The sequence below is a fragment of the Streptococcus sp. 121 genome, assembly GCF_016458205.1.
Taxonomy (GTDB): domain Bacteria; phylum Bacillota; class Bacilli; order Lactobacillales; family Streptococcaceae; genus Streptococcus.
This window is the reverse complement of sequence record NZ_JAEMED010000034.1, coordinates 1-23876: the sequence shown is the minus strand read 5'-3', so window position 1 is coordinate 23876 and position 23876 is coordinate 1. Positions and strand designations below refer to the sequence as shown.

The following is a 23876-nucleotide window of genomic DNA, read 5'->3' as shown; positions in this document are numbered from 1 at the left end:
GTAGTAAGTTTCACCTATAGAGTATCATAATTTTTAAAAAAGGTCACAAAAACCTTTATTTGGCGTGCACAAAAAGACCACATTTGAAAGTCTGATGTAATTATGAGCTTTCAAATGTGGTCTTATTCTAAATTCTAGGTCTTAACTTAATGACATTGGGAGGACCTCTGTGTTTTTTCATAGAAGAGAGTCCCTGCCTTGAATTTTAGAGGTTCATCCATTAAAATAGAACAAAAGAAGTTGTACTCGAAATGATTCGAAATTGAAGAAGTGACCCATTGTAAGCAAAACAAAGGGCTTGGTGAAGCGAGAAAAAGCTTTCAGATTTTGAATAGTATAGTCTTTTAGTTTGCTTTTAGTACAAGGCAGCAAGTCGCAGATAGCTCAAAATCTCCTTCTGAGATTTTGAGCTTGCCGATAAAACTTTCGAAGAAAGTTTCAAATAAGTACGGCAAGACGAGCTAACACAGTAACAAAAGATAAACTAAAAGAGTATAATGAGTATGAGAGTTATTAGACCTTCTCAGGTTCCTGTAAAGGAGTATTTCTGAGTAGAGGTTTCGAGTTAGCGTTTAGTTATAAAGGAGATACCATGGATTTTTATCAAGCAATTGCACCTTTTGAATTGGTGCTCACAAAGGATGTTGAGGAGCGGATCGAATCGGGCGAAGAGCTGGTTCTTTTTGTTGGTCGGGCTACGTGTCCTTACTCTCGGTTATTTGCGCCCAAGTTGGCTCAGGTTCAAGCGGAGTTAGGCTTAGAAGTGGCTTTTTTGAATAGCGAGAATCCGGAAGATTTGGGAGCCCTTCAAGCCTTTCGCGCTCAGTATCAGATTGTTACTGTGCCTGGTCTTCTAGTAGCCAAGGACAAGCAGGTTCGGGTAGTCTGTGATTCGTCCTTGTCACCAGAAGAAATTAAGGCTTTTATTGCCCAGGGAAAGTGAGAGAAGTCGATGCGAACTGTTAGTGTGTTGATACCGGTTTATAACGCTGAACAGTATCTTCGGGATTGTGTCGAAAGTGTCTTGAACCAATCGTATCAAGATTTGGAAATCATTCTGATTAATGACGGGTCTACCGATTCATCTGGTCTGCTGATTGAGCAGTTGAAGTTGCAGGATTCCCGTGTTAAGGTTTTCCATAAATCTCACAAGGAAGGGATCGGGGCTGCGCGAAACACAGCCTTGGACATGGCAAGAGGGGACTATGTCGTCTTTATCGATGCCGATGATTGGATGGATCCCAATCACATTGAAGATTTGGTAGAACTCCTAGAACGGACGGGAGCTGACATCTCCATTGCCAATTTTACGCGATTCCACATGGAAGATCAGCGTTACGAAATCCACATTACTGATGCGGATTACTATGAGATGGAATTGACACCGGAGGAATGGTTCCGCTACCAGTATGGCCAACCTCACAATTTGAGCCTTTGTTTCACAGTGCCTTGGGGCAAGCTTTACAAACGCTCCTTGTTTCAGACTGTCACTTATTATACAGGTGGTTTTGGTGAGGACGATCGGACAACATGGAAACTTTACCTCATGAGTGACAAAATTGCCTACATGCACCGTTCTAGCCTCATCTACCGTGTCAATGCGACCAGCATGACCCAGATTAGTGAGCGTGTAGAGGTCTTTTCCGAAGAACCGGTCTTGGAGCGACTTGCCCTTTTATCTATTCTGGGTTTCGACCTTTCGCAGGAAATAGCCGCTTTTAAATGGCGGGCGCAACTCAATCGTGACGATAGGATTCGTTCCGGTCAGATGCAGGCCTATAAGAATTTAGAGTTTACATTAAAACTATTGGAAAAATACAATAAATGAGAGTTTATATTACAAACCTGAATGGGCAAGCGGCGCAAAGTACGGCCCAGATTGCCCAAAATATGGTAACGGACATTGCCACGAGCTTGGGTTATCGAGAGCTAGGGATTTATGCCTACAATATGCATGCCGATACTGAGGTGGAATTGTCCAAGCGTTTGGATGGAATTGTGGCAGGTCTTCGGCACGGGGATGTGGTCATCTTTCAAACGCCAACTTGGAATACGACGGATTTTGATGTACGCTTGATGAATAAACTCAAGGCCTATCAGATTAAAATTGTTATTTTTATTCATGATGTGGTCCCCCTGATGTTTGCGGGAAATTACTATCTTATGGACCGAACAATTGAGTATTACAACAAGGCGGATGTTATTGTAGCGCCAAGTCAGAGGATGTTGACGGTTCTGCGAGAAGTAGGGCTTACGGTGGAAAAAACGTTGATTCAGGGAATGTGGGATCACCCGACCGATGTCCCTCAGGCGGAAGCTGCTTTTAAGAAAGAAATACATTTTCCGGGATCACCGGATCGTTTCAGTTTTGTTAAGGACTGGTCCTATGAGCTACCTTTACATCTCTACACATGGAAACAGGTGGACCTGCCGCCTACGGTCAACCATCGTGGCTATCTGCCAGATACTCGTCTTTTGATGGAATTATCAGAGGGGGGCTTCGGCCTGGTTTGGATGGATGACCATGATAAAGAGTATCAGACTCTATATTGCCCTTATAAATTGGGGACCTTTTTAGCAGCTGGAATTCCCGTTATTGTGCAAAAGGGGATTGCCAATCAGGAAATCATTGAGGCGAACGGTCTTGGTTTTGTGGTTGAGTCCATGGATGAGGCTGTGGCCAAGATTGAGGCTATGAATGAGGCAGAGTATCAAACCATGGTGGAGCGGGTACGAAGTTTTAATCCTCTACTCCGTCAAGGTTACTTCAGTCGTCGCCTCTTGACCGTGTCGGTTTTCCAAGCTCTAAACAAAGGAGGTCTCTAATGGTCGCACTGCAAGATATTCGTGTTCGTCCCATTTTGGAGAGCCTGGAGTTTATCCAAGCGCACAATCCCTCTGTCGCTCGTTTTGGAGATGGGGAAGTAGATTTAATGACAGGTTCCAGTATTCCTTATCAAGAGTATGATCCGGTTTTGGCGCAGGCCCTGCTGGAGATTCTCGAGACGCCCTCAGGACCGGACTTGTTGGTCTGTTTGCCGGATGTCTTCGACAACAGAGAGCGTTACAATCAGAACGCGGTTTACTTCTGGAAGCAACATTTTAATCGCTACCAGGCATTTTATGAGGAGCATTGCCAATCTCCCTGGTATGGATCGACCTTTATCTCCCGTCCTTATATTGATTTGTTGGATAAAGGGCAAGCGGCTTCTTCCTTTGCAGCCTTAAAGGACCTGTGGAAAGGGCGAGACTTGTTAATCGTGGAAGGGGAAATGTCCCGTTCCGGAGTCGGTAACGATCTCTTTGCAGGTGCTGCTTCCCTACAGCGGATTATCTGCCCCTCCCGTCATGCCTTTCGTCACTATGAGTCGATTCTTGAGACAATCCTGGCTCATGCGGAAAATCGCTTGATTTTGTTGATGCTGGGACCAACCGCAAAAGTGTTGGCCCGCGACCTTCAGGAGCGAGGGCACCAGGCTATTGATTTGGGCCATATTGACTCAGAATATGAATGGTTTCAAATGGGGGTCCAGCACAAGGTCAAGCTAGGGCATAAACACACAGCAGAATTTAATTATGATGAGGGGATTGAACTAGAAGAAGATGGTGTCTATGCTAGTCAGGTTGTGGCTCGCATCGGATTAGAGAAGGAGAAAGAAGGGCTTATGCAAGAACAAACGGTTGAGAAAGATACACAGGAAGGATTGATTTCCATCATCATTCCAGTCTATAATGTATCTTCTTATCTCCGCCGCTGTATGGATTCGATTTTGAAACAGACCTATCGTCATTTCGAAGTAATCTTGGTCAATGACGGGTCTACAGATGGCAGTGCTCTTATCTGCCAGGACTATGTGACTCAGGATTCACGGGTGCGCTTGATTCACCAAGAAAACCAGGGGCCTTCGGCTGCTAGGAATCGAGGACTTCAGGTGGCTCAGGGAGAATACGTGACCTTTATCGATTCTGACGATTTTGTCGAGGACACTTATTTGGAACTCTTATACCGGTCCTTGGTTAAAAATGACGCAGATATTTCAATCTGTAACTTTACGTCTTTTAATGAAGAACGCCAGGCTTTTCTTTTTTCCATTACATCGGAAATGTATTTCGAAGAAGCCTATACCGTTCAGGAATGGTTGCGCAAGGAGAGTAGTGGGGCCAATAATTTGCACCTGGTCTTCACTTTCTCACCCATGAAGTTGTTTAAGCGGAGTCTTTGGGATGGTTTGCAGTATCCAGTTGGCCGTTTGCGAGAGGACGATGCGACCATTTACAAGGTTTATCTCAAGGCGCACCGGATTAGCTTTATCAACCAACCTCTTTATTATTACTCTCAGAGTCCAGCCGGTTTGTCGCGTAATGGGATGCAGGAGGATATTACCAGTATGATTTCGATTGCGGAAGAACGGTTGGCATTGTTGGTCGCACTAGGCTATGATGTGACGGAGCATCTGGAATCTTATGTGAAACGCTTGGAAAAATGCCAGGCGGATGCGCTCTATTCTGGGCAGGTCGAGCTCTTTCAGCAAATTTCCAATAAGTTGGATTTGATCCGTCATCATCGAAAGGAGGGCTAGATGGAAAAGGTAACGGTTATTGTTCCAGTTTTTAATGCAGGACCCTATTTGGTCCCGTGTTTGGACAGTATCGTCCATCAAACTTATAGCAACTTAGAAATCCTGCTCATCAATGATGGCTCAACCGATGGGTCAGCCCTAGTCTGTGAGCAATATCGGGCCAAGGATGATCGCGTGCGGGTCATCCACAAAAAACTCGGCGGTGGTGGTGTGGGGGCTGCCCGTAATACAGCCCTTCCTTTAATAACAGGGAGCTACGTTCTCTTTGTGGATAATGATGACTGGTTGGAAGAAACCCATATCGAGTTTCTTTATCGAGCGCTTAAAGAGGCGGATGCGGATATCTCCATCGCTAATTTTACCGAGTTTGATGACAGTCAAAGTGCTTTTCGCTTCCACCTACAGGCAGAGGATTACTTCCGTGAGACCTATACTCCAGCTGAATGGTTCCGCTACCAATACGATGGACGCTTTGGTTTTAGTCAAAGCTTTACGGTTCCGTGGTCCAAACTTTATAAAGCAGAGTTGTTTGAAGATATTTCCTATCCTGAAAATGAAAAAGTGGAAGATGATTACACGACCTGGCAGTTGTACTTGTTGGCAGAAAAGATTGTCTACAGTCATGCGGCCATTTATTATCATCGCAAGCGGTCGAGCTCTGTCACCAGAACGGTGGATGCCGTTCACGTTTTCCCCTTGAAAAGCATTCAGGAGCGCGTGACCATTCTTTCCATGATTGGGTTTGATATTCAGGAGGAATTGAGGGCCTACCGATGGCGTCTGCAACTGCATCGAGATGTGCTATTAGAAGCCGGTCATATGCAGGAATACAAGAAGTGTGTCAATCTATTAAAGATCCTTGAAAAATGGTCCTAATACTTAACCAATTTCAAAATTAGAATACTCGCGGAATGTCAAAAAAATGACGAAGAAAGACGATGTAGAGAGTTCAACAGATCTGGGAGACCGTTTGAATATTTTTGCTTAGGAGAGTGAGACAGAACGATTTTACAAATAAAATCGTTCGTTACAAGTCTTTGTTTCAAGTTGTAAGCTGAAACGGTTTCTCCCCAAACCGACCTCGCTCTTTTATTGTTAGGCTCGGGTTCAAACAGTCTCTTCCCAGACTGTTTTCGCTTTCCATATTTAGGGCTCAAGTACTAACAGTCTCTTCCCAGACTGTTAGTACCCACCTCCGGTCTAAAGGCATGTTGAATGCCTTTAGAGTTTCTAAATGAAAGGAACGAAGTTCATGTCAATGTTGATTCGGTTATTTTCGGAGGTCAAAGAGTCAGGAATTGACTCTTTGAGTATCTGGATAAGAGAACATGAACGGTTCTCTCAATAAAGGCGAACGAAAGTACTAATCAACCACTGCGTCACAGTGAATTCGCTAACTAATACTCGAAACAGTTCGAAATCTGAAAAGGCAATCCGATGAAGACAGAACTTAGGGTTCGGCGAAGAGGATTAACACATTCAGATTTTGAAATGTAATGAGTATAAAATAGGGAGGTTGAGACGTTTGTCCCAACCTCAAGCAATAAGTTCATCAAAGAGTCTTGACAAAGTCAGATCTTGAAATGCAATGAGTATAAGACCTCCAGGCACAAAACTATAATAGACTTTCTGCGGAACTAATGTATTTGATCCCATTTTTCAGCAGGAAATATCGCATAGCCACACTGAAATATCTTGTGACTCAGTCTTTTTTCAAGTGATAGAGTCTTTTAGTTTACTTTTAGTACAAGGCAGCGAGTCGTAGACAGTACTGAAGTACGGCAAGACGAGCTAACACAGTAATAAAAGATAAACTAAAAGACTATAACTCCGATGAATCTCAAGTTCCATCACCGTTTTGCAGAAAGTCTAATGATTCGTCAGCGCTCTTTAATCACTGATAAAGAACGTAAGGTAAGAGAGGCTGGGCCTGTTCCCAGCCTCTTACTCATTTATCCCTAACTCTACAAATATCTTAGAGGGCATGATATACTTTTATCTAAAGGAAAATCAAGAACGGAATCTACCATGTTGAATATTAGAAAAAAATGGGCGAGTAGTTTATTGCTTCGAAAAATTGGCTGGACCTTGGTGATTGTAATGGTCTATATAATTGGACGGTTTTTACCCGTTCCAACAGCTGCCGTGAATCAAGAATTGGTTCAGAATTTTGTCAATAGTAACCTCTTGAACAATTTAGCAACAGTGACAGGGGCTCGTATCAGCAGCATGACGCTATTTTCACTGGGACTGAGTCCTTGGATGACCACTGTTATTATCTGGCGTTTCTTCACGGTTTTCAATCTATTTAAAAATCAAACTCAAGTTCAAGTTTACCGCTATCGCATGATGTTGACTTTGGTGATTGCTGCGATTCAGGCTTTTGGTTTGACGGCATCCGCCAACTTGATTGAGATGGATTTAATCGGTATTAGAGGTGAAGGGATTGCTCTCTTCTTTACCATGCTAATCCTGGTCTCGGGATCGGTGGTCCTGATATGGTTAGGGAATATGAATGCGTCTCGTGGTTTGGGCGGGATGACGATTATGATCTTGGCCAATATGATTTTATCCTTTATTGAAAATGGTGTTGGCTTCATTTCGGAGCAGTCTGGTTTTACGATGGATTTATTGGGGCAGATCGCCTTGTTTATAGTTGCCTATACCTTGCTGGTTCTACTGACAGTTATCCTCTATCGGGGAGAGTACCGGATTCCTATTAAGCGTGTGGGGATTCATACTTCCTATAACCAGAAGAGTTACTTGCCGATTCGGGTTACGCCTGCAGGAGCTATGCCTTTTATGTATGGGATGACTTTGATGATGTTACCTGCTTATCTTTTAAACGGTTTGCGGTATTTTTATCCTGAGAATGAGACCTTAAAAGAAGTAGCCTCTGGTTTAAGTTTGACTCAATTAAGTGGAGCGCTATTTTATATCACGCTACTTTATGTCCTATCCATCGGATTTGCCTACTACAATTATGATTCCTATGATATTGCCAAAAATATGCGTAACAACGGGGATTATATTGAAGGAGTTCGACCAGGTAAGGACACAAAAGATTTTGTCCAGCGTAAAGTCAATAGTCTCGCTCAATTTGGGGCTTTAACGGTTATGCTCATCGGGGGCTTGCCACTGATTTTCTTGGTTGCTCAAGGGGCTCCAGACGGTAGTGTTAGCATTGCCCTTTTGATAAATAATGCTTATATCGTATCCAGTCTTTTGCTAGGGGTGATCGAACAGGTCAACACTATTCAAAGTTGGAAGCAGTATAAAAATGTCATTTATACTTAACTCATTTCAAAAACAGAATACTCGCGGAATTTCAAAAAAAAAATGATGAGGACAGCTGATGATAGTTCAACAGGTCTGGGAGACCTGTTGAACCTTGTCAATGAAGCGTGCAAGGCACGCAATCAATAAGTTCATCAAAGAGGCTGACAAAGTCAGATTTTGAAATGCAATGAGTATTATACACTTTTAGTTTATCTTTTAATACTGTGTTAGCTCGTCTTGCCGTACTTAAGTACTGTCTACGACTCGCTGCCTTGTACTAAAAGTAAACTAAAAGATTCTAGTAGATAGGAGTCGTTCATGTTTTATTTCGTACCCTCTTGGTACAATCAGGGTCGCCCGTGGTACCATAACACCCAGCTCTGGTTTCGGATTTTGGAGCGGATGACGTTTGATGACACGGTCAATCAAATGAAGATGTTCCATCAGGCGGAAGAAGAAGTTCGTTTGATGGTTCTCAACTACCAACCACAGTTTCGATATTTTCTGCATAAGCAGGGCTTGCTGCAAACACCTTATTGGTCATTTTTTGATGACATTCAAAATATCTCTAGACTGGATGTACATCCACTAAACTTTAAGGACTTGAATTGGCCCGAGAATGTGCAGTTTCTCTATAGTCCTTTTGCTGTACTAGCAAGACAAGGGAAGAAGGACCTAGCCACTATCCATTTTGCCCAAGATGGGAATCTCTTCTACATTGAATTCATAGAGGATGGACGTATTCGGAAGCAATATCTCTTTGATGATCGGGGTTTTCTTTCCTCTATTCTCTACTTTGATGAACAGGGGCGGGAGTTGCACCAGGATTATCTCAATGAGAGTGGGATTTGGCAGGTGCGGGAACACTTGAAGCCCCACCAACTAGGTCGTATCGAAGTCAATTCCGATGCTGATCACAGTTTCCAGCAGCGCTATTATGGGGATTGGCCGGATCTATTACGGGAGCGCCTACTTTTGTTGCATCAGCAGGAGATGCAACCGGAAGATACCTTGGTTGTGGCTAGCCATGAGCAGCACAATGACCTCCTGCTGGACGTCTTTCTCAATCAGAAGAAGGTCTTTTCATTCTTTGGGGAGCGCTATCCTTTGAATCTGACCGAATCCAGCCAACGTTTGTTGAAGCAAGCGAATTTGTTGGTTGTAGATCAGAAAAAACAAGAAGAAGAACTGCGCCAGCTCATGCAAGCTGCCGGACAGCAAGAAAAAGAGCTCCTGCGGGTATCCCCCTATGACACCCGGTTACGACTGGGTCACAGTCAGATGCTGAAAGAACAAGTGATTTATTTCTACATTGACAACTTGGATTCTTCGGAAATCTGTGAAATTCTGGGAACACTCTTGGACTTTATGGCTCGTCATGAGGATGTGAACCTATTCATGGTCTCCTTTGACCGCAATCTGAATTTTAAGAACTGGGAAGACTGGATTACCAGCCACATCCACGAAAAGTATGCCCCAGATGATTTCTTCCAAGTTGTGGATACAGGAAATGAAAACCAACTTGAAGAGGATGAGGTTATGGAATTATCTCGAGTTACCTTTCATCTCTTCACCAATGAAAATGAAATCATCACTGCTCTGGATTCCACACGGCTACTACTGGATCTTGGGACAGAACCGGATCTGTATACGCAAATTGCGAGTATCTCAGCCGGTGTACCTCAGATTAACCGTGTAGAAACAGACTTTGTCAGCCATGAGAAAAATGGCTGGGTCTTGAGTCCTGAAGCAGATTTAGAAATGGCCCTTCGCTATTATCTGGAAGGATTGGCCAATTGGAATCGTTCTTTGGTTTACACGGTCCAAAAAATGGCTGACTACACCAGTGGTCGGATTCTCGCACAGTGGCAGCAACTCTTGAATAAGGATCATTAGCTATGAAAGTATTACAAATTGGCTCTCAGTCCTGGGCTGAGAGCTTGGAACAACTTCCGGAGGATCTCGACTGGTATTGGACGCCGACGCAAGAAATTTCTGATTTTATAGAGGTCTTGACGGAAACAGAACGGGCCAAGTTACCTGTTCCTGAAGAAGATAAACCTCAGCCAAAGCTTCGATTACGATTTGATGTGATTCTCATTACCGAAGGGCTGGCTGAAAAGGATTTAGAACCCTTGGTGAACATGGTTGAGCCCTATGGTCTTTATGTGGACAAGGGAATTGAACTAGAGGCTGGTGAACCATACGGGATGTTCCGCCGGAAAATCCTACGTAAACTGGATGTAGAAGGAGACTCCAAGGCCAAGATGGACTTCCTACAGTTAACTCATTTTGAAAGTCAGTATGGAGCTAAACTAAAACTTCCCGATATTGACATCAACCAGGATTTTCAGGGAGACGTTTTTTATGATGGACATGTAGCTGTCCATCTAAAAGGAGACTTTGGCCAAGACTTTAGACCACTCTTAACTTTTCGTTACAATTTGGGAACTTTTCCGGTTGCCTTGGAAATTTGGTTGGAGCACTTTAAAGTCTCCGGGAATCCTGAAATTCAATTGGAGCTTACTCCGATGCAAAAAGGGAGCCTCTATAGGTTTATGGAACCGACAGTATTAACAGAAGAGCAATTGAAAGAGCCCTACGTTCTTCCACGGAATGAGGAAATTGGTTTTTATACGGTCTCTGTTTGGGCTAAGGGTCAAGGTGAATTGGGCTTTGGGCCTCTTCACTGGCGTTATTCCCGAATTGGAATGGGGCGTTTTGTTCTGGGTGGAAAGCGCTACAGCGATGAGAAAAAACAGGAGTTTATTTATTATTTCAATCCTGGAGATATGAAGCCACCAATGAATGTCTATTTCTCAGGATTCCGGCCTGCTGAAGGCTTTGAGGGCTATGGGATAATGAAATCCCTCGAGAGACCGTTTATGTTGATTGGTGATCCTCGCTTAGAAGGTGGTGGCTTTTATATTGGTAGTCCTGAATTGGAAGCTAAGGTTGTGGAGGTTATTCAGGAGTCTTTGGATTACCTCGGTTTCGACAAATCGGATTTAATCTTATCTGGTCTTTCCATGGGAACCTTTGGAGCTCTTTATTATGCGGCAGATTTTGACCCCTATGCGGTGGTGATTGGGAAACCCTTCACCAATGTTGGGGATACGGTGGCAGCGATGAAGTTGAAGCGACCGGATGAATTTGAGACCAGTGCAGATGTGCTTCGGAATGTAACCGGTGGCACAGATGAAGAAAGTATCCAGCAATTGAATCAGCGCTTTTGGGACAAGTTTAACCAATCCTCATTTGACCAGACGACATTTGCGATTGCCTATATGGAAAATGATGACTATGACGGCCAGGCCACGTCTAGGTTGATTGAGGCATTATCGGATAAAAAGGCGCATATTTATGCCAAGGGTTATGAAGGTCGGCACAATGATAATAGTCGGGCCATCAATAAGTGGTTTAAGCGGCAGTATGTTCAATTATTAGAAGACGGTTATGGAAGGAAGGATGGATGACCAAACACTTGATACACCGAATTACTTGGGATCAGGTTTATAGCGGGGATGCCTATCTCTATGGAACCCGCTTGACCTTTACTGACCAGGGAGCCTTATTTGAAAACCAACGGATGGCTTCTGGAAAGTTGATTAGTCGCTTTCATTCTGCAACCAACTATCAAGGCAAGCGGACCTCTCCAGCCCTACCTTTGTTGGTCCCTGGAACCGACTATTGGTTGGATCTTGAGATTGAGGCAGTGCCTGAGGGACGTTATTTTCTGGAAGTAAGCTATTTTAACAGGCAGGGTGAGCAGATTGGATTTGACATACTGCGTCGAAATCAGGGAGAAATCCGTTATCCTGAGGAGGCTTTTACCTATGTCCTCACCCTTAAGAGTGCAGGAGCCAGCCAGCTCTTGTTTAAGGGAATATCTATCTATTCCATGGAGGAGCACAAGCCCTTTAAGCTGGACAAACCGCTTGAAAAGCGGTTCCTACCTGATCAGATTCCAGATGATTTACGGTTGGTTCAAAAATTATTAAAAACCATGTGATAAGTGAATGACATGAAAGAAAAAAAATCGTTATTAAACAACTTGAAATTGGCTGGGATTCGGCGAATTGTCGGACGCATCAATGATATGGCGGAAGAAATGGCGGGCTTGACCGATGATGAATTGGCTGGACTGACGCAAAAGTTTCGTGACCGCTTGGAGGATGGGGAAAGTTTGGATGACTTGTTGGTGGAGGCATTTGCGGCTCTACGTGAAGCCAATCGGCGGGTTTTGGGCATGTTTCCCTTCGACGTGCAGGTTATGGGGGGAGTAGCCCTGCATCAAGGCTACATTGCTGAAATGAAGACAGGGGAAGGAAAGACCCTGACGGCGACCATGCCCCTGTATTTGAATGCCTTGGAAGGCAAGGGAGCCATTCTGGTAACCACCAATGACTATTTAGCTCGTCGGGACGCAGAAGAAATGGCTCCTGTCTTTGAATTTATGGGCTTGACTGTGGGGGTCGGCGTCTTCAATGAAGATGACGATAGTGATGTGGAGGAAAAGCGGGCTGTTTATGCTGCGGATATTACCTACACAACCAGTACAGCCTTGGGCTTTGATTATTTAGCAGATAACTTAGCCGCAGCCGAGCAGGATAAGTTCTTACGTCCCTTCAATTATGTGATTGTCGACGAAGCGGACGCGGTCTTGTTGGATGCGGCTCAGACACCCCTAATTATTTCAGGATCACCGCGCGTGCAATCCAATCTGTACCATGTGGCCAATCAGTTTGTCTTGACCCTGGAAGAGGAAAAGGAATATCGACACCTCAAAGAAGACAAGGCTGTCTTTCTAACAAGGGATGGCATGGATTATGCACAAGAATATTTCGATGTTCCAAATCTCTACGGGGATGCCTACTTTGAGCTTAATCGGCACATCAATCTGGCCTTACGGGCTCACCATCTTTATAAAAAGGATGTCGATTATGTCGTTGCAGATGAAGAGGTCAAACTGCTAGACAATCGGACAGGTCGTGTCCTGGAAGGGACGCGGTTACAGTCTGGTATTCACCAAGCCCTTGAAACCAAGGAAGGTGTTCCTATCAGTAAGGATTCCCGTTCTGTTGCATCGGTAACCTATCAAAGTCTTTTCAACATGTTTCCACGCATCTCGGGGATGACGGGAACTGGAAAGATTGCTGAGGATGAGTTCATTTCGACTTACAAGGTTCCGGTGGTGGTGATCCCCAGCAACTCACCGATCCAGCGCATCGATTATCCAGATAAGATTTATGTCACCTTGCCCGAAAAACTGCAGGCTACCCTCGAATATGTGAAGGAATTACATCAGCGTCAACAACCTGTGCTTTTGATTTCTGGAACAGTAGATATTGCGGAAATCTATTCCCGGATGTTGCTGCAGGAGGGAATCCCGCACAGTGTTCTAACCGCCAAAAACGTGGCTAAGGAAGCACAGATCATTAAAGAAGCAGGGCAACTGGGGGCGGTGACAGTGGCGACTTCCCTAGCGGGTCGTGGTACAGATATCAAGCTGGGAGAAGGAGTAGCTGAATTAGGAGGACTAGCGGTTGTCGGGACCGAGAGGATGGCAAATAGCCGGATTGACTGGCAGCTTCGTGGTCGGGCAGGTCGCCAGGGAGACCCTGGTTTGAGTCAATTCTTTGTCTGCTTGGAAGATGAACTCCTGATTCAATATGGAGGCAAGTCTGTTACCAAATATTTTGAAAAGAACAATCACAGCAACCGTTCCAATTTTGGTCACCCCCTAACAGCAGGGCGTTTCAGACGGGCGATCACCCACGCGCAAGAAAAGAGTGAGGACAATGCCATGAGTGTCCGGCAATCGACCATTAAGTTTGATGAAAGTTTACGGATTCAACGGCAGAAAATTTACCAGCTCCGGGATGATTTGATTTATCATAAAATCGATTTAATGGATAAGATGGATGCCATCTTTCTAGAGGTCATGGAAGAGTTCTTAAAGGAGCATCCGCAGTTGACCAAACAAGAATTGCGGCGGTATGTTTTGGAAAACTATAGTTACCAAAACCAGTCCTTGGGCCAGTCTATCGATGTCTCCAATCGGCAACAAGTTTTGGATTACCTTTGGACCCTCTATAAAATGGAATTGGAGAAAAAGGAAGAATACTTGGAAACCGACGAAAAGATGGAGGAATTCATGCGCTTATCTGTTCTTAGGGCCATTGACGAAGCCTGGATTGAGCAGGTTGATACGCTGCAGCAATTGAAGAATTTTGTGCCGATGCGTCAGGTAGCTCAAAGAGATACCACTTCCGAGTACTTCCGTGAATCCTTGGAATCATATAATCAGATGGTCCAAAGGGTCAAGAGAAGCATTGTTCGCAATGTGATGTTGAGTACCATCGAGGCTGATCGGGAAAAGGGCTATACCATTTACTATGTTTAAGCGAGGATGCGATGACAGTATATAGTATTAATTTAGGGATCGGTTGGGCTAGTAGTGGTGTAGAATATGCCCAGGCCTACCGAGCGGAAATCTTCCGGGAATTGCAATTGCCGGCTAAGTTTATTTTTACAGATTTATTCCAAACCGAGAATCTCCAGCATTTTACCTCCAATATTGGTTTTAAAGATGAGGAGATTATCTGGCTCTATTCTTTCTTTACCGATTTGAAGATAGCGCCGACAAGCTACAGCCGCAGTCAGTTGGAAGCAAGCTTTGCTGCACCCGTACAACGGACGGAAGTCGGGGTCAAGTTGGTTCGTTATCATTTTTCGGAGGATTTTTATATCAATGCCAGTCTCTGTGGACCGGAGGAAGCCTATGTCCAACGAGTGGAGTATGTGGTTAAAGGGAAACTCATTCGCAAGGATTATTACAGTTATACCAAGGTTTTCACAGAATTTTATGCCCCGGTAAATGATAAGCCCCAACTTTACCAACGCCATTTTTATAATGAGGACGGCAGTTTGGCCTATGAAGAAGTCCTTTATAATCAGAAGAGCACCTTCCGATTCCCAGATCGTATTTTGAATGGCAAGGAAGCCTTGATTGCCTATATGCTAGAAAAATTGAACTTGACTAGCCAGGACATTCTGCTCTTGGACCGGGCGACTGGTATTGGGCAAGCCGTTTTCGCCCATAAAGGAGTCGCCAAATTAGCTGTTGTGATTCATGCTGAGCATTACAATGCCAAGGGAACCGATGACTACAATGTGCTCTGGAATAATTATTATGAATATCAGTTTACCAATGCCCATTTGGTCGATGCCTTTATTACTTCTACGGAAAAACAAAAAGAGGTCCTGGATCAGCAATTCAAGACTTATACCAAGCACCAACCGCGGATTTATGCCATCCCGGTGGGAAGTTTAGATCAGCTCCGAAGGCCAGATCAGGCACGTAAGCCCTATAGTCTCATGACTAGTTCTCGCTTGGCCAGTGAAAAGCACATAGACTGGTTGGTGAACGCGGTTATAGAAGCCCGAAAGACCTTACCAGAGTTAACCTTCGATATTTATGGCGAAGGCGGGGAGCGACGCAAGTTAACGGAGATGATTGAGGCTGCAGATGCCAAAGAATATATCCAACTCAAAGGGCACCAACAATTGACCGAAGTCTACAAGAATTACCAAGTCTACCTCACCGCCTCAACCAGTGAAGGATTTGGTCTGACGCTGATGGAAGCTGTCGGCTCTGGCTTGCCCTTGATTGGGTTGGATGTACCTTATGGCAACCAAACCTTTGTGGAAGATGGGAAGAATGGTTATCTGATTCCACGTCCGGAAGCTGATGATCCTGCATATATGACCCAAGCCTTTTCGGACAAAATTCGAACTTACTACCAAGCGAATCGGACAGAAGAGGCACAAGAAGCTTCCTATCAGAAGGCTGAGCCTTTCTTGCATGAGCACTTGGCCCAACTTTGGGCCGCATTTGTAGAGGAGGTTGGCCATGCTTAAATTGTATGATTGTTTGACTCAGGAAGGGTTGGATTTGGAGTATTCCCTCCGGATATCCGGTTTTGAAGGGCCAGGAGTTGTCCTGCAGGATGATGGTTTCCTGCCAGATGGCTTTACTTCTCCTTTTGAATTCTTCTCAGGCCAATTTGAGGAGGAAATAGCCCCTCTTTATTTTAATGAAGTTCCAGTTCCAAAATATTGGCAAATTACGGGAACCAATCAGCAAGGGGAGATTTGGAATTATAGTCAGAAAAAGGCGACCATTTTCTACCATGATCCTAAGCACCTACGCTTGGTCAAATCGGTTGAGTGGTTAAATGAGCAGGGACAAGTCATGGTGACGGACCACTACAATCGCTTTGGTCGGATTTTTGCCAAGACTTATTTCAACCAAGAGCAGCAGGTGACCCATAAGCATTATGTTGATGCCGAGGGACGTCCCTACTTGTCGGAAAACTTGTTGACAGGGGATCTTCTGTTAGATTGGCACGGACAAACGCATTACTTTGCCAAGAAAGTGGATTTCTATCTGTTCTACCTGCGTCATTCAGGTTTGGATTTGAGCCAGATTTGGTACAATTCTTTAGGAATGTCCTTCCTTTTGGCCTATTATTTGGGAGGTCCAGGACAAGATATTCTCTTCTGGCAGGAGGACATTCATGATCACGTTCCCGGTAATATGAAATTGCTCCTGAGCGGTAAGGCCCCACGCCAAACTCGGGTCTTAGTGCAAAAAGAAGGTGTTTATCAAGCCTTAGAGCAATTTTTAACGGAGGAAGAAAAAGAAAAAGTGGAGGCCTTGGGTTATCTTTATCCGAGTCTGAGAGAAAATGGGAATCGGAAGGAAATCCTGGTCTTGACCAATTCTGATAATCTGGAAGGGTTAGACGCACTCTTAGAAAACTTACCTGACTACCAGTTCCACATCGCCGCACTAACGGAAATGTCCCAGCGGCTGATGCAATATGGGGATCGTGACCAAGTCCACCTCTATCCGAATGCAGGTGCGAATCAAATCAAGGGTCTTTTCCAGACCTGTGATATTTATCTCGATATTAATCATGGTTCGGAAATCATGGCGGCCATCCGTACGGCCTTTGAATCTAATTTGCTGATTGCTGCTTTTGACAACACCAGTCATCATCGCGGTTTGCTCCTGAAGGAAGCCATTTTTGACCACCACCAGCCACAAGCGATGGCCGAGTGGATTAAGGCTCAAACGGATTTAGCTGTCACCGCCCAAGGCCAACGCCAATTGGGAGGACAGGCTAGTCTAGAGAATTACCAAGAAAAATTGAAAGGGTGAGGATAGTATGAAAAAAGAAAACCCACTCCTAAGTCAAGATATTGAACAGCGGATCCAAGATGCCCGCTATGAAAAAGGGGAAACCGAGAAAAGCAGACGGTCAATCTTTTACTTGGTGATTGTTTGTCTGGTTACCCTATCCGTTGTATTGTCCCTACTCCGTTATTTGACTTAATAGACTTAGGATGTAGAGGAGCGCGAGGTTTTTCTTATTTTACTTAGGGAATCGGTAGCTCTCTCTAGTTACCAAGATTGTATAACCGAAGGAAGATTTATTTGCAACTTCCTTCGGTTTTTTCAGCTTACTTTTAGAAATCTAGATTATACTAGTTGTTTTAAGGATTTCGTCAATCTAGAAAATAGCGACAAGGCCTATTGTGTCGGGCATTCTCCCAAGCATATTTATTGACTGAGTGTCACTTTCACAATTATAATGATTCCTATTCATTAATACTCGAAATAGTTCGAAATCTGACTTCGTCAAACCTCCTTGATGAACTTATTGATTGCGTGCCTTGCACGCTTTATTGATAATATTCAACAGATTTCCTAGGCCTGTTGAACGATCATCGTCGGTTTTTCTTATCATTTTTTTGAAAGATTCGAGTATTCAGAGTTTGAAGTTAGTTTAGTATAATATTTTAGGAATTTTTCTAAAAGATTTTTCAATTTACAATAAGGAGTTTTCATGAAAGGTAAACACAAGAAAAAATTTGATTGGTACTCGATGAAGAAGCGCTATTCCTTCCGTAAGTACCATTTTGGACTTGCTAGTGTTCTGTTAGGAACGACCCTACTTACGGGTCAAGTTGCACAAGCAGAGGAAGTAACTTCTGTAGCACCATCAGCGACACAAACTGTCGCTTCAAGTGAAGCAACAGAGGTCGTTAGTAGTCCGATAGTTGAAGAAGCAGGTGTTTCTGAAACTTCAGCAACAGCAAGTCAAGAAACTGCAGAAGCAACACTTGCAAGTTCAGTTACTACTGAAGCAATCCCTACAACGGAATCATCTAGCTCAACAGAAGTGAGCACATCAGCAAGCAGCGAAACAGCGAGTAGTTCTAGTTCCTCTTCCGAAAAAGCATCGACTGAAGATGTGAAGAATTCAGAAACAAAAACTGCTACTAGCCAAACTTCGACAGCATCTAGTTCAGTTGAATCTTCTAAAACCGAAACAACAAGCCAGGCTACAAGCACCAAGGCAGAAAATACTCCGGAAATTTCACAAGCTACTGAAGAAAAAGCAGAAACTTCTGCATTATCAGGTGATTTCCTTCCAACAACAACAGAACTTTCTCAAGATGGTCTTGTGAAACCACTTGTGGATTCGTTTGTTAAAATGTCTTGGCAAGCGATCCCTCGTGCTGAAGCCCTTTTATTGAACGCCAAGGAATTGTTGGAAAGCCGGGCGAAGATTGCCTACGCTAAAACACCTCAATATGGAGACCGTCAAGCCAGCATCCTTGTGACCTATGAAAATGGTGAAACAACAGAAGTAAACTTCGATGTTCATATCACTAGCCAAGCTGTTCGCCGCAACCGTTCTAACGGATCAACATCTAGTGACCGTGCCTTCCGTGCAGATAGCCCAAATACTTCTGGAACAGTAAATGGAGCTATTGGTACGAGCAATCAGTTGGAAAATAATCAGGCAACTACAACTATTACAGTTAACGGGACTTTGGACATTTCTGGAGAATCCGCTAACTATGATGGAGGCTATGTTGAAATTGTCTTTGAAAACTCCCTAGAGGTCACTCCTACACCGTCAACTCTTACTGGTGTAACCATTACGACACGTGAGGAGGGTAATAATACAATTGTTCGTTTTACCCCAACAAATCCTCTCCGTGGTGGTTCTTATTATAACTTCGTTACAACCTTTAAGCTTGATTCTGTTAACAACTGGGGTGCAACTGCAGCCATGTTGGAAGCAAATGATTTCAAAGTACCGGTTAAGGCAACCTTCTATGATGCAGATGGTTTAAAAGTCCAAGACCTAGGACAATTGAGCTTTGGTTTTGAAGAAGTTTACAATGCAGCAGATGCCGGGACGGCTATGTCAAATGGACAGATTGTTGGTACTGATACAAACAACAATGGAATCGTTGATGCTGGTGAGACAGGCAAGGTAACATTTTATGTCTATACTGGAGCACGGACAGAAAACGGAACAAGCGTTTTGAACGATTTCTGGTCACCCGGAACAGGGGTTTTTGATGGTCGCCATGTAACTGGGGGCGGTACGACGGCTCCAAGTAATCGTATCATTGCTCCGGTAACAACCTATACTTACGACATTGCTAAAAAAGCGGGCTTAACACTTAGCCAGGAATCAAAGGATGCAGGCTGGGTGGAAGATGAGAATGGCTATCACCTCACAGTAACTCCAGAAACCAATCCGCTTGTAGGAGATAATACTTCAAATCGCAACAATGCGAAAAACTTGGTTCCTTTGAGTTTTGATATCGTAGAAGGTGCAAGCGTTGCGGATGTGAAGGGTGCTCAGACTTTGACCATCACTGGTACTTATACTAAAGAGGATGGCTCTACTTACAGCAACACTCAAAATCTTCGATACAATGTGGATATTCCAGCAACACCTACGTCTCAAGGAATTCTTAGTCTAAGACGAGATTATATTTCTGATACAGAAATCATCAAGGCCCATGGTGAAACCACCTATCGGACAAATGTGGATCTGACTGCAGCGGCTGATACGGATAAGGATTATCCAATGGATGGTTATACCATACGTGTCACCACAGATAATGAAGGTGAGTTCTTTAAACTCGTACGTTTCGATGGACGCAATTATGCTCAATTATTTGAAGATGGGGGCTCTTTAGAGGTTTATGATGATGCAACGGGAGAGCTACTTGGCGAATTTAATAGTTCCAATTATGTAGCAGCTGGGACCTTGGTTTCCATTGATGAATCAAAAGAGGTTAAAACGCTTCGCTATACCTTTAAGAACGTAAACTTTAACAAAGATTCATCAGAAGTTTATCCTCCAAATAGTCTTAAGTTAATCGAGACGACCTTCTATAATAATTGGAGTGAACGCTACAATGATTCATCTGTTACTGAGTTACCTTCTAAAACAACGGTAACCTTGACCAATGAAGACTCAAGCGTGACGTTGTCAGATACTAAAGAGGCTACATTGACCCGTAAAATTTATGAAGTCAACATGAATGAACGGTCAGATGTCACCTTTAATAATCGAACTGGTGGATCAGGATTTACGCAAAGTTATACGATAACAGATACTGAGCTAAACAATCGAGGTGGCTATGATTCACGGACGTTAAATGAAGTTCAGATGGCTGGTTACACGGAAAATCTCTATCAGGCTTATTTATTGGATCCAAACATTGTCATTATGAACAATGACTGGACTGTTTATTACAATTTTAACGGAACCGGTAAAGACCTCTATGTTGAAAATAATCCTGTAACAGCTTCAAAAGATCCGATCAATCAATTAGCCGTTGCTATTGCCAATCAATATGTTCCGAATGGTTCCTATGAGATTACGCAGATTGGTTTCTGGTCAACAAAAGATCCAGGTCTGATTCCAACGGATGGAATTGATTTGGGTACAGTTACAGTTGGAGATGAGAGTTTTGTTGTGACAAGCGAAAACTCAACTTCAAGTACTTGGAAAGTTCATTTGGTAGCTTCTGAATCCTCAGGTGTTCTTTCCAAAGTGAAGCCTGATTCTGCTACAAGTTATGGATTTAATTCTAATCAACATGAAGCGCAGGATGTCGTGGACTTCGAAATCACCTATTCCAACGTTGCAACTCAGGAATTGATGAACGTGAGCGTGATAACCTCTCTTCCTCGAGAAGGGGATAAGCAGTTGGATTCTCGTGGCAATGCTCGAAATTCCCAATTTGATGTTTACCTAACTAAGGAAGTGACTCCACCTAGCGGTTGGCGTGCCGTTTATACGACAACAACTGGTACGGCAGCACAAATGGAAGCGGGTACTTGGTTGGAAGCAGCTGATGTGACTGATTGGTCAAGTATCACGGCCGTTAAGTTTGTTTCGACTGGCCCCGTAAGTGCGAATTCAAATGTTGACTTCCACATTGAGGATGCAGTCATTGGTACAAATGCCACCCAGGGGGAGAGAGCTTATCTTTCTTCAGCTTCAACATCAGGCGGATCAACGACTTACATTGAATCCAATAATGTATTGATTCAAATGAAAAATCAAATTGCGGATGGAACAGTTACCATTAACTATGTGGATGAAAATGGGAACGCCATTCCAGGAATTGATTCGAAAAGTGTGACTAATGATGTGAAATCTGAATATGATGTGTCGAATAAGGACACCTACTATCCAGATTCAATCTTCACAGCAGATGGTTTGGAATACGAATACGTGGAAACGAAAGCGGATAGTGCACCGAATACAGGTGTCTTCACAGAAGAAGAACAAACCATCACTCATGTCTATAAACTTGCGCAACAAACTGCTAACTTCACTTATAAAGATGTAACGGATGCAGATAATCCATCTGTCTTGGATACGGTAGATTCTGTAACCGGTGATTCCGCAGCAGTCATCGACTATCAGACAGCAGACCGCATCATAGAATATCTCAAAAAGGGATATGAGCTTGTTTCCAATGACTTTGAAGATGGTGTCACTACTTATGATAAAGATAAGGCTGTAGACCAAGACTTCACGATTGAATTAAAACAACGTGTTGTGCCAATTACAGATCCATCTCAAGCTGGAACAGACGTGGATGAAGGTGATGAGAATACACCACAATACCCAGATTCTGTTAAGGAACTGGAATCCCTCACTAAGACAGTTACGCGTACCATTGAGTACAAGTACTTGACAGAAGACGGTGAAGAAGCATCCGCAACCGTAACCCAAACGGTTGAATTCAAACGGACTGCAACCGTTAACCTTGTTACAGGTGAGATTGTCTATACAGAATGGACCACAGAAGAAGGAGAAGGAACTAAGGAAGCTGTTAAATCTCCAGATATCGCAGGTTATACACCAGATAAAGCTAGTGTAGCTGAGTGGACACCAAAACCTACAGATGAGAATGTGAATGAAGTCGTCATCTACACACCAGATAAACAAGAAGCTACTGTTACCTATGTAGATATCACAACAGGTGACGAAGTTGTTCTTGGCGAAGTTGACTCCCTAACAGGTGTAACAGATGCTAAGATTGACTACTCCACTGCTGATCGTATTGCAGCTTACATTGAGGAAGGATATGAGCTTGTTGAGGATGGATTCCCAGCAGGTGAAGTCTATGACAAAGATGGCAATGTGACTCAAGAATACAAAGTTACCTTACGTCAAAAAGTGGTAGATGTGGATCCTGAAAATCCAACCAATCCGAAAGATAATTCTGAACTCGAATTGACCAAAACAGTTACCCGTACGATTGAGTACAAGTACCTGACGGAAGATGGTGAAGAAGCTTCTAAAACTGTGACACAAACAGTTACATTCACACGCACAGCCAAAGTCAATATGGTGACAGGAGAGGTGACTTATGCTGCTTGGACCACAGAAGAAGGTGCAACCCCAGCGGTTGAATCACCAGCTATCGCAGGTTACACCCCAGACCAAGCAATTGTAGCTGAGTGGAAACCAAGTGCAGATGATGAGGATGTGGACGTTGTAGTTGTCTACACACCTAATGATCAGAAAGCAACCATTACTTATGTGGATGAGACCACAGGTGAAACCTTGGATGCAGTAGATACCGTGACTGGTAAATCTGATGAGTCTATCAAATACACGACTGCAGAACGTATCGCAGCCTATGAAAAAGCAGGCTATGTCTTGGTATCAGATAACTTCCCAGTTAACGGAGCAGTTTATGACCGCGATGATGCGACCGATCAAGCCTATACTGTTGTCTTGAAACATAAGATTGAGGACATCGATCCAGAAAATCCAGTGAATCCAAATACCGGTGACCCAGTTGAATTGACTAAGACAATCACTCGTACCATCGAGTACAAGTACCTCACACCAACTGGTGAAGAAGCATCCGCTACTATCACTCAAACGGTTGAGTTCACCCGTACTGCGACAGTGGATCGTGTAACAGGAGAAGTCACTTACACAGACTGGACTACAGAAGAAGGAACTGTACCAGAGGTTGAATCACCAGCTATCGCAGGTTACACACCGGATCAAGCAAGTGTAGCTGAGTGGAAACCAAGTGCAGATGATGAAGATGTGGATGTTGTAGTTGTCTACACACCAAACGATCAGAAAGCTACCATCACTTATGTGGATGAAAACACTGGTGAGACACTTGATGCAGTAGATACCGTGACTGGTAAATCTGATGAGTCTATCAAATACACGACTGCAGAGCGTATCGCAGCCTATGAAAAAGCAGGCTATGTCTTGGTATCCGATGACTTCCCAGTTAATGGAGCTATCTATGACCGTGATGATGCGACTGATCAAGCCTACACTGTTGTCTTGAAACACAAGATTGAGGACATCGATCCAGAAAATCCAGTGAATCCAAATACCGGTGACCCAGTTGAATTGACCAAAACAGTTACTCGTACCATTGAGTACAAGTACCTGACGGAAGATGGTGAAGAAGCATCCGCTACTATCACTCAAACGGTTGAGTTCACTCGTACTGCGATAGTGGATCGTGTAACAGGAGAAGTCACTTACACAGACTGGACTACAGAAGAAGGAACTGTACCAGCAGTAGTTTCTCCAGCTATCGCAGGTTACACACCAGATCAAGCAATTGTAGCTG

The 23876-nt window shown here is 43.8% G+C and carries 14 protein-coding genes; all 14 read left to right on the top strand.

Translation table 11 applies throughout. From position 1 onward, the window contains the following. Window positions 1-592: 592 nt before the first annotated feature. The gene (locus tag JEQ21_RS07430) at window positions 593-943 is read left to right on the top strand and encodes a thioredoxin family protein (RefSeq protein ID WP_199364745.1); all 351 of its coding nucleotides are present in this window, start codon (window positions 593-595) and stop codon (window positions 941-943) included. Between the two features lie 9 nt (window positions 944-952). Then, the gene (locus tag JEQ21_RS07425) at window positions 953-1828 is read left to right on the top strand and encodes a glycosyltransferase family 2 protein (protein ID WP_199364744.1); all 876 of its coding nucleotides are present in this window, start codon (window positions 953-955) and stop codon (window positions 1826-1828) included. Then, window positions 1825-2826 carry a sugar transferase gene (locus JEQ21_RS07420; protein ID WP_199364743.1) on the top strand — a complete coding sequence of 334 codons (1002 nt, stop codon included), beginning with the start codon at window positions 1825-1827 and terminating at the stop codon, window positions 2824-2826. Before JEQ21_RS07425 ends, JEQ21_RS07420 begins: the two co-directional genes overlap by 4 nt. Next, window positions 2826-4580, top strand: a complete 1755-nt coding sequence (locus JEQ21_RS07415; protein WP_199364742.1) for an SP_1767 family glycosyltransferase — start codon at window positions 2826-2828, stop codon at window positions 4578-4580. The genes JEQ21_RS07420 and JEQ21_RS07415 overlap by 1 nt, the downstream gene beginning before the upstream one ends. Beyond that, window positions 4581-5456, top strand: coding sequence for a glycosyltransferase family 2 protein (locus JEQ21_RS07410; protein ID WP_199364741.1), 876 nt, complete (start codon window positions 4581-4583; stop codon window positions 5454-5456). A gap of 1152 nt (window positions 5457-6608) precedes the next feature. Further along, window positions 6609-7877, top strand: coding sequence for an accessory Sec system protein translocase subunit SecY2 (gene secY2, locus JEQ21_RS07405; RefSeq protein WP_199364740.1), 1269 nt, complete (start codon window positions 6609-6611; stop codon window positions 7875-7877). Between the two features lie 300 nt (window positions 7878-8177). Next, window positions 8178-9755 (top strand): accessory Sec system protein Asp1, encoded by a 1578-nt coding sequence (asp1, locus tag JEQ21_RS07400; RefSeq protein ID WP_199364739.1) that lies wholly within the window; start codon window positions 8178-8180, stop codon window positions 9753-9755. 2 nt (window positions 9756-9757) lie between these two features. Then, window positions 9758-11335, top strand: coding sequence for an accessory Sec system protein Asp2 (gene asp2 / locus JEQ21_RS07395; protein ID WP_199364738.1), 1578 nt, complete (start codon window positions 9758-9760; stop codon window positions 11333-11335). Continuing rightward, window positions 11332-11871 (top strand): accessory Sec system protein Asp3, encoded by a 540-nt coding sequence (gene asp3, locus JEQ21_RS07390; RefSeq protein WP_199364737.1) that lies wholly within the window; start codon window positions 11332-11334, stop codon window positions 11869-11871. The genes asp2 and asp3 overlap by 4 nt, the downstream gene beginning before the upstream one ends. Before the next feature lie 12 nt (window positions 11872-11883). Further along, window positions 11884-14265 (top strand): accessory Sec system translocase SecA2, encoded by a 2382-nt coding sequence (gene secA2, locus JEQ21_RS07385; RefSeq protein WP_199364736.1) that lies wholly within the window; start codon window positions 11884-11886, stop codon window positions 14263-14265. Between the two features lie 11 nt (window positions 14266-14276). After that, window positions 14277-15782 carry an accessory Sec system glycosyltransferase GtfA gene (gene gtfA / locus JEQ21_RS07380; protein WP_199364735.1) on the top strand — a complete coding sequence of 502 codons (1506 nt, stop codon included), beginning with the start codon at window positions 14277-14279 and terminating at the stop codon, window positions 15780-15782. Beyond that, a complete protein-coding gene (gene gtfB / locus JEQ21_RS07375; protein ID WP_199364734.1) occupies window positions 15775-17088 on the top strand; it encodes an accessory Sec system glycosylation chaperone GtfB in 1314 nt (437 codons plus the stop codon). The genes gtfA and gtfB overlap by 8 nt, the downstream gene beginning before the upstream one ends. Window positions 17089-17095: 7 nt before the next feature. Continuing rightward, complete coding sequence (locus JEQ21_RS07370; RefSeq protein WP_196966806.1) at window positions 17096-17263, top strand: hypothetical protein; 168 nt, start codon at window positions 17096-17098, stop codon at window positions 17261-17263. Window positions 17264-17776: 513 nt separating this feature from the next. Further along, window positions 17777-23876 (top strand): mucin-binding protein (locus JEQ21_RS07365; protein ID WP_199364733.1); only part of this gene is annotated, 6100 nt, incomplete at its 3' end.

Bases quoted from the DNA above. Each gene is read 5' to 3' on its own strand.
- JEQ21_RS07420 (WP_199364743.1), top strand. From the start codon at position 1,825: ATGAGAGTTTATATTACAAACCTGAATGGGCAAGCGGCGCAAAGTACG.
- asp2 (WP_199364738.1), top strand. From the start codon at position 9,758: ATGAAAGTATTACAAATTGGCTCTCAGTCCTGGGCTGAGAGCTTGGAA.
- gtfA (WP_199364735.1), top strand. From the start codon at position 14,277: ATGACAGTATATAGTATTAATTTAGGGATCGGTTGGGCTAGTAGTGGT.
- secY2 (WP_199364740.1), top strand. From the start codon at position 6,609: ATGTTGAATATTAGAAAAAAATGGGCGAGTAGTTTATTGCTTCGAAAA.
- JEQ21_RS07370 (WP_196966806.1), top strand. From the start codon at position 17,096: ATGAAAAAAGAAAACCCACTCCTAAGTCAAGATATTGAACAGCGGATC.
- secA2 (WP_199364736.1), top strand. From the start codon at position 11,884: ATGAAAGAAAAAAAATCGTTATTAAACAACTTGAAATTGGCTGGGATT.
- JEQ21_RS07415 (WP_199364742.1), top strand. From the start codon at position 2,826: ATGGTCGCACTGCAAGATATTCGTGTTCGTCCCATTTTGGAGAGCCTG.
- gtfB (WP_199364734.1), top strand. From the start codon at position 15,775: ATGCTTAAATTGTATGATTGTTTGACTCAGGAAGGGTTGGATTTGGAG.
- asp1 (WP_199364739.1), top strand. From the start codon at position 8,178: ATGTTTTATTTCGTACCCTCTTGGTACAATCAGGGTCGCCCGTGGTAC.
- JEQ21_RS07410 (WP_199364741.1), top strand. From the start codon at position 4,581: ATGGAAAAGGTAACGGTTATTGTTCCAGTTTTTAATGCAGGACCCTAT.
- asp3 (WP_199364737.1), top strand. From the start codon at position 11,332: ATGACCAAACACTTGATACACCGAATTACTTGGGATCAGGTTTATAGC.
- JEQ21_RS07430 (WP_199364745.1), top strand. From the start codon at position 593: ATGGATTTTTATCAAGCAATTGCACCTTTTGAATTGGTGCTCACAAAG.
- JEQ21_RS07425 (WP_199364744.1), top strand. From the start codon at position 953: ATGCGAACTGTTAGTGTGTTGATACCGGTTTATAACGCTGAACAGTAT.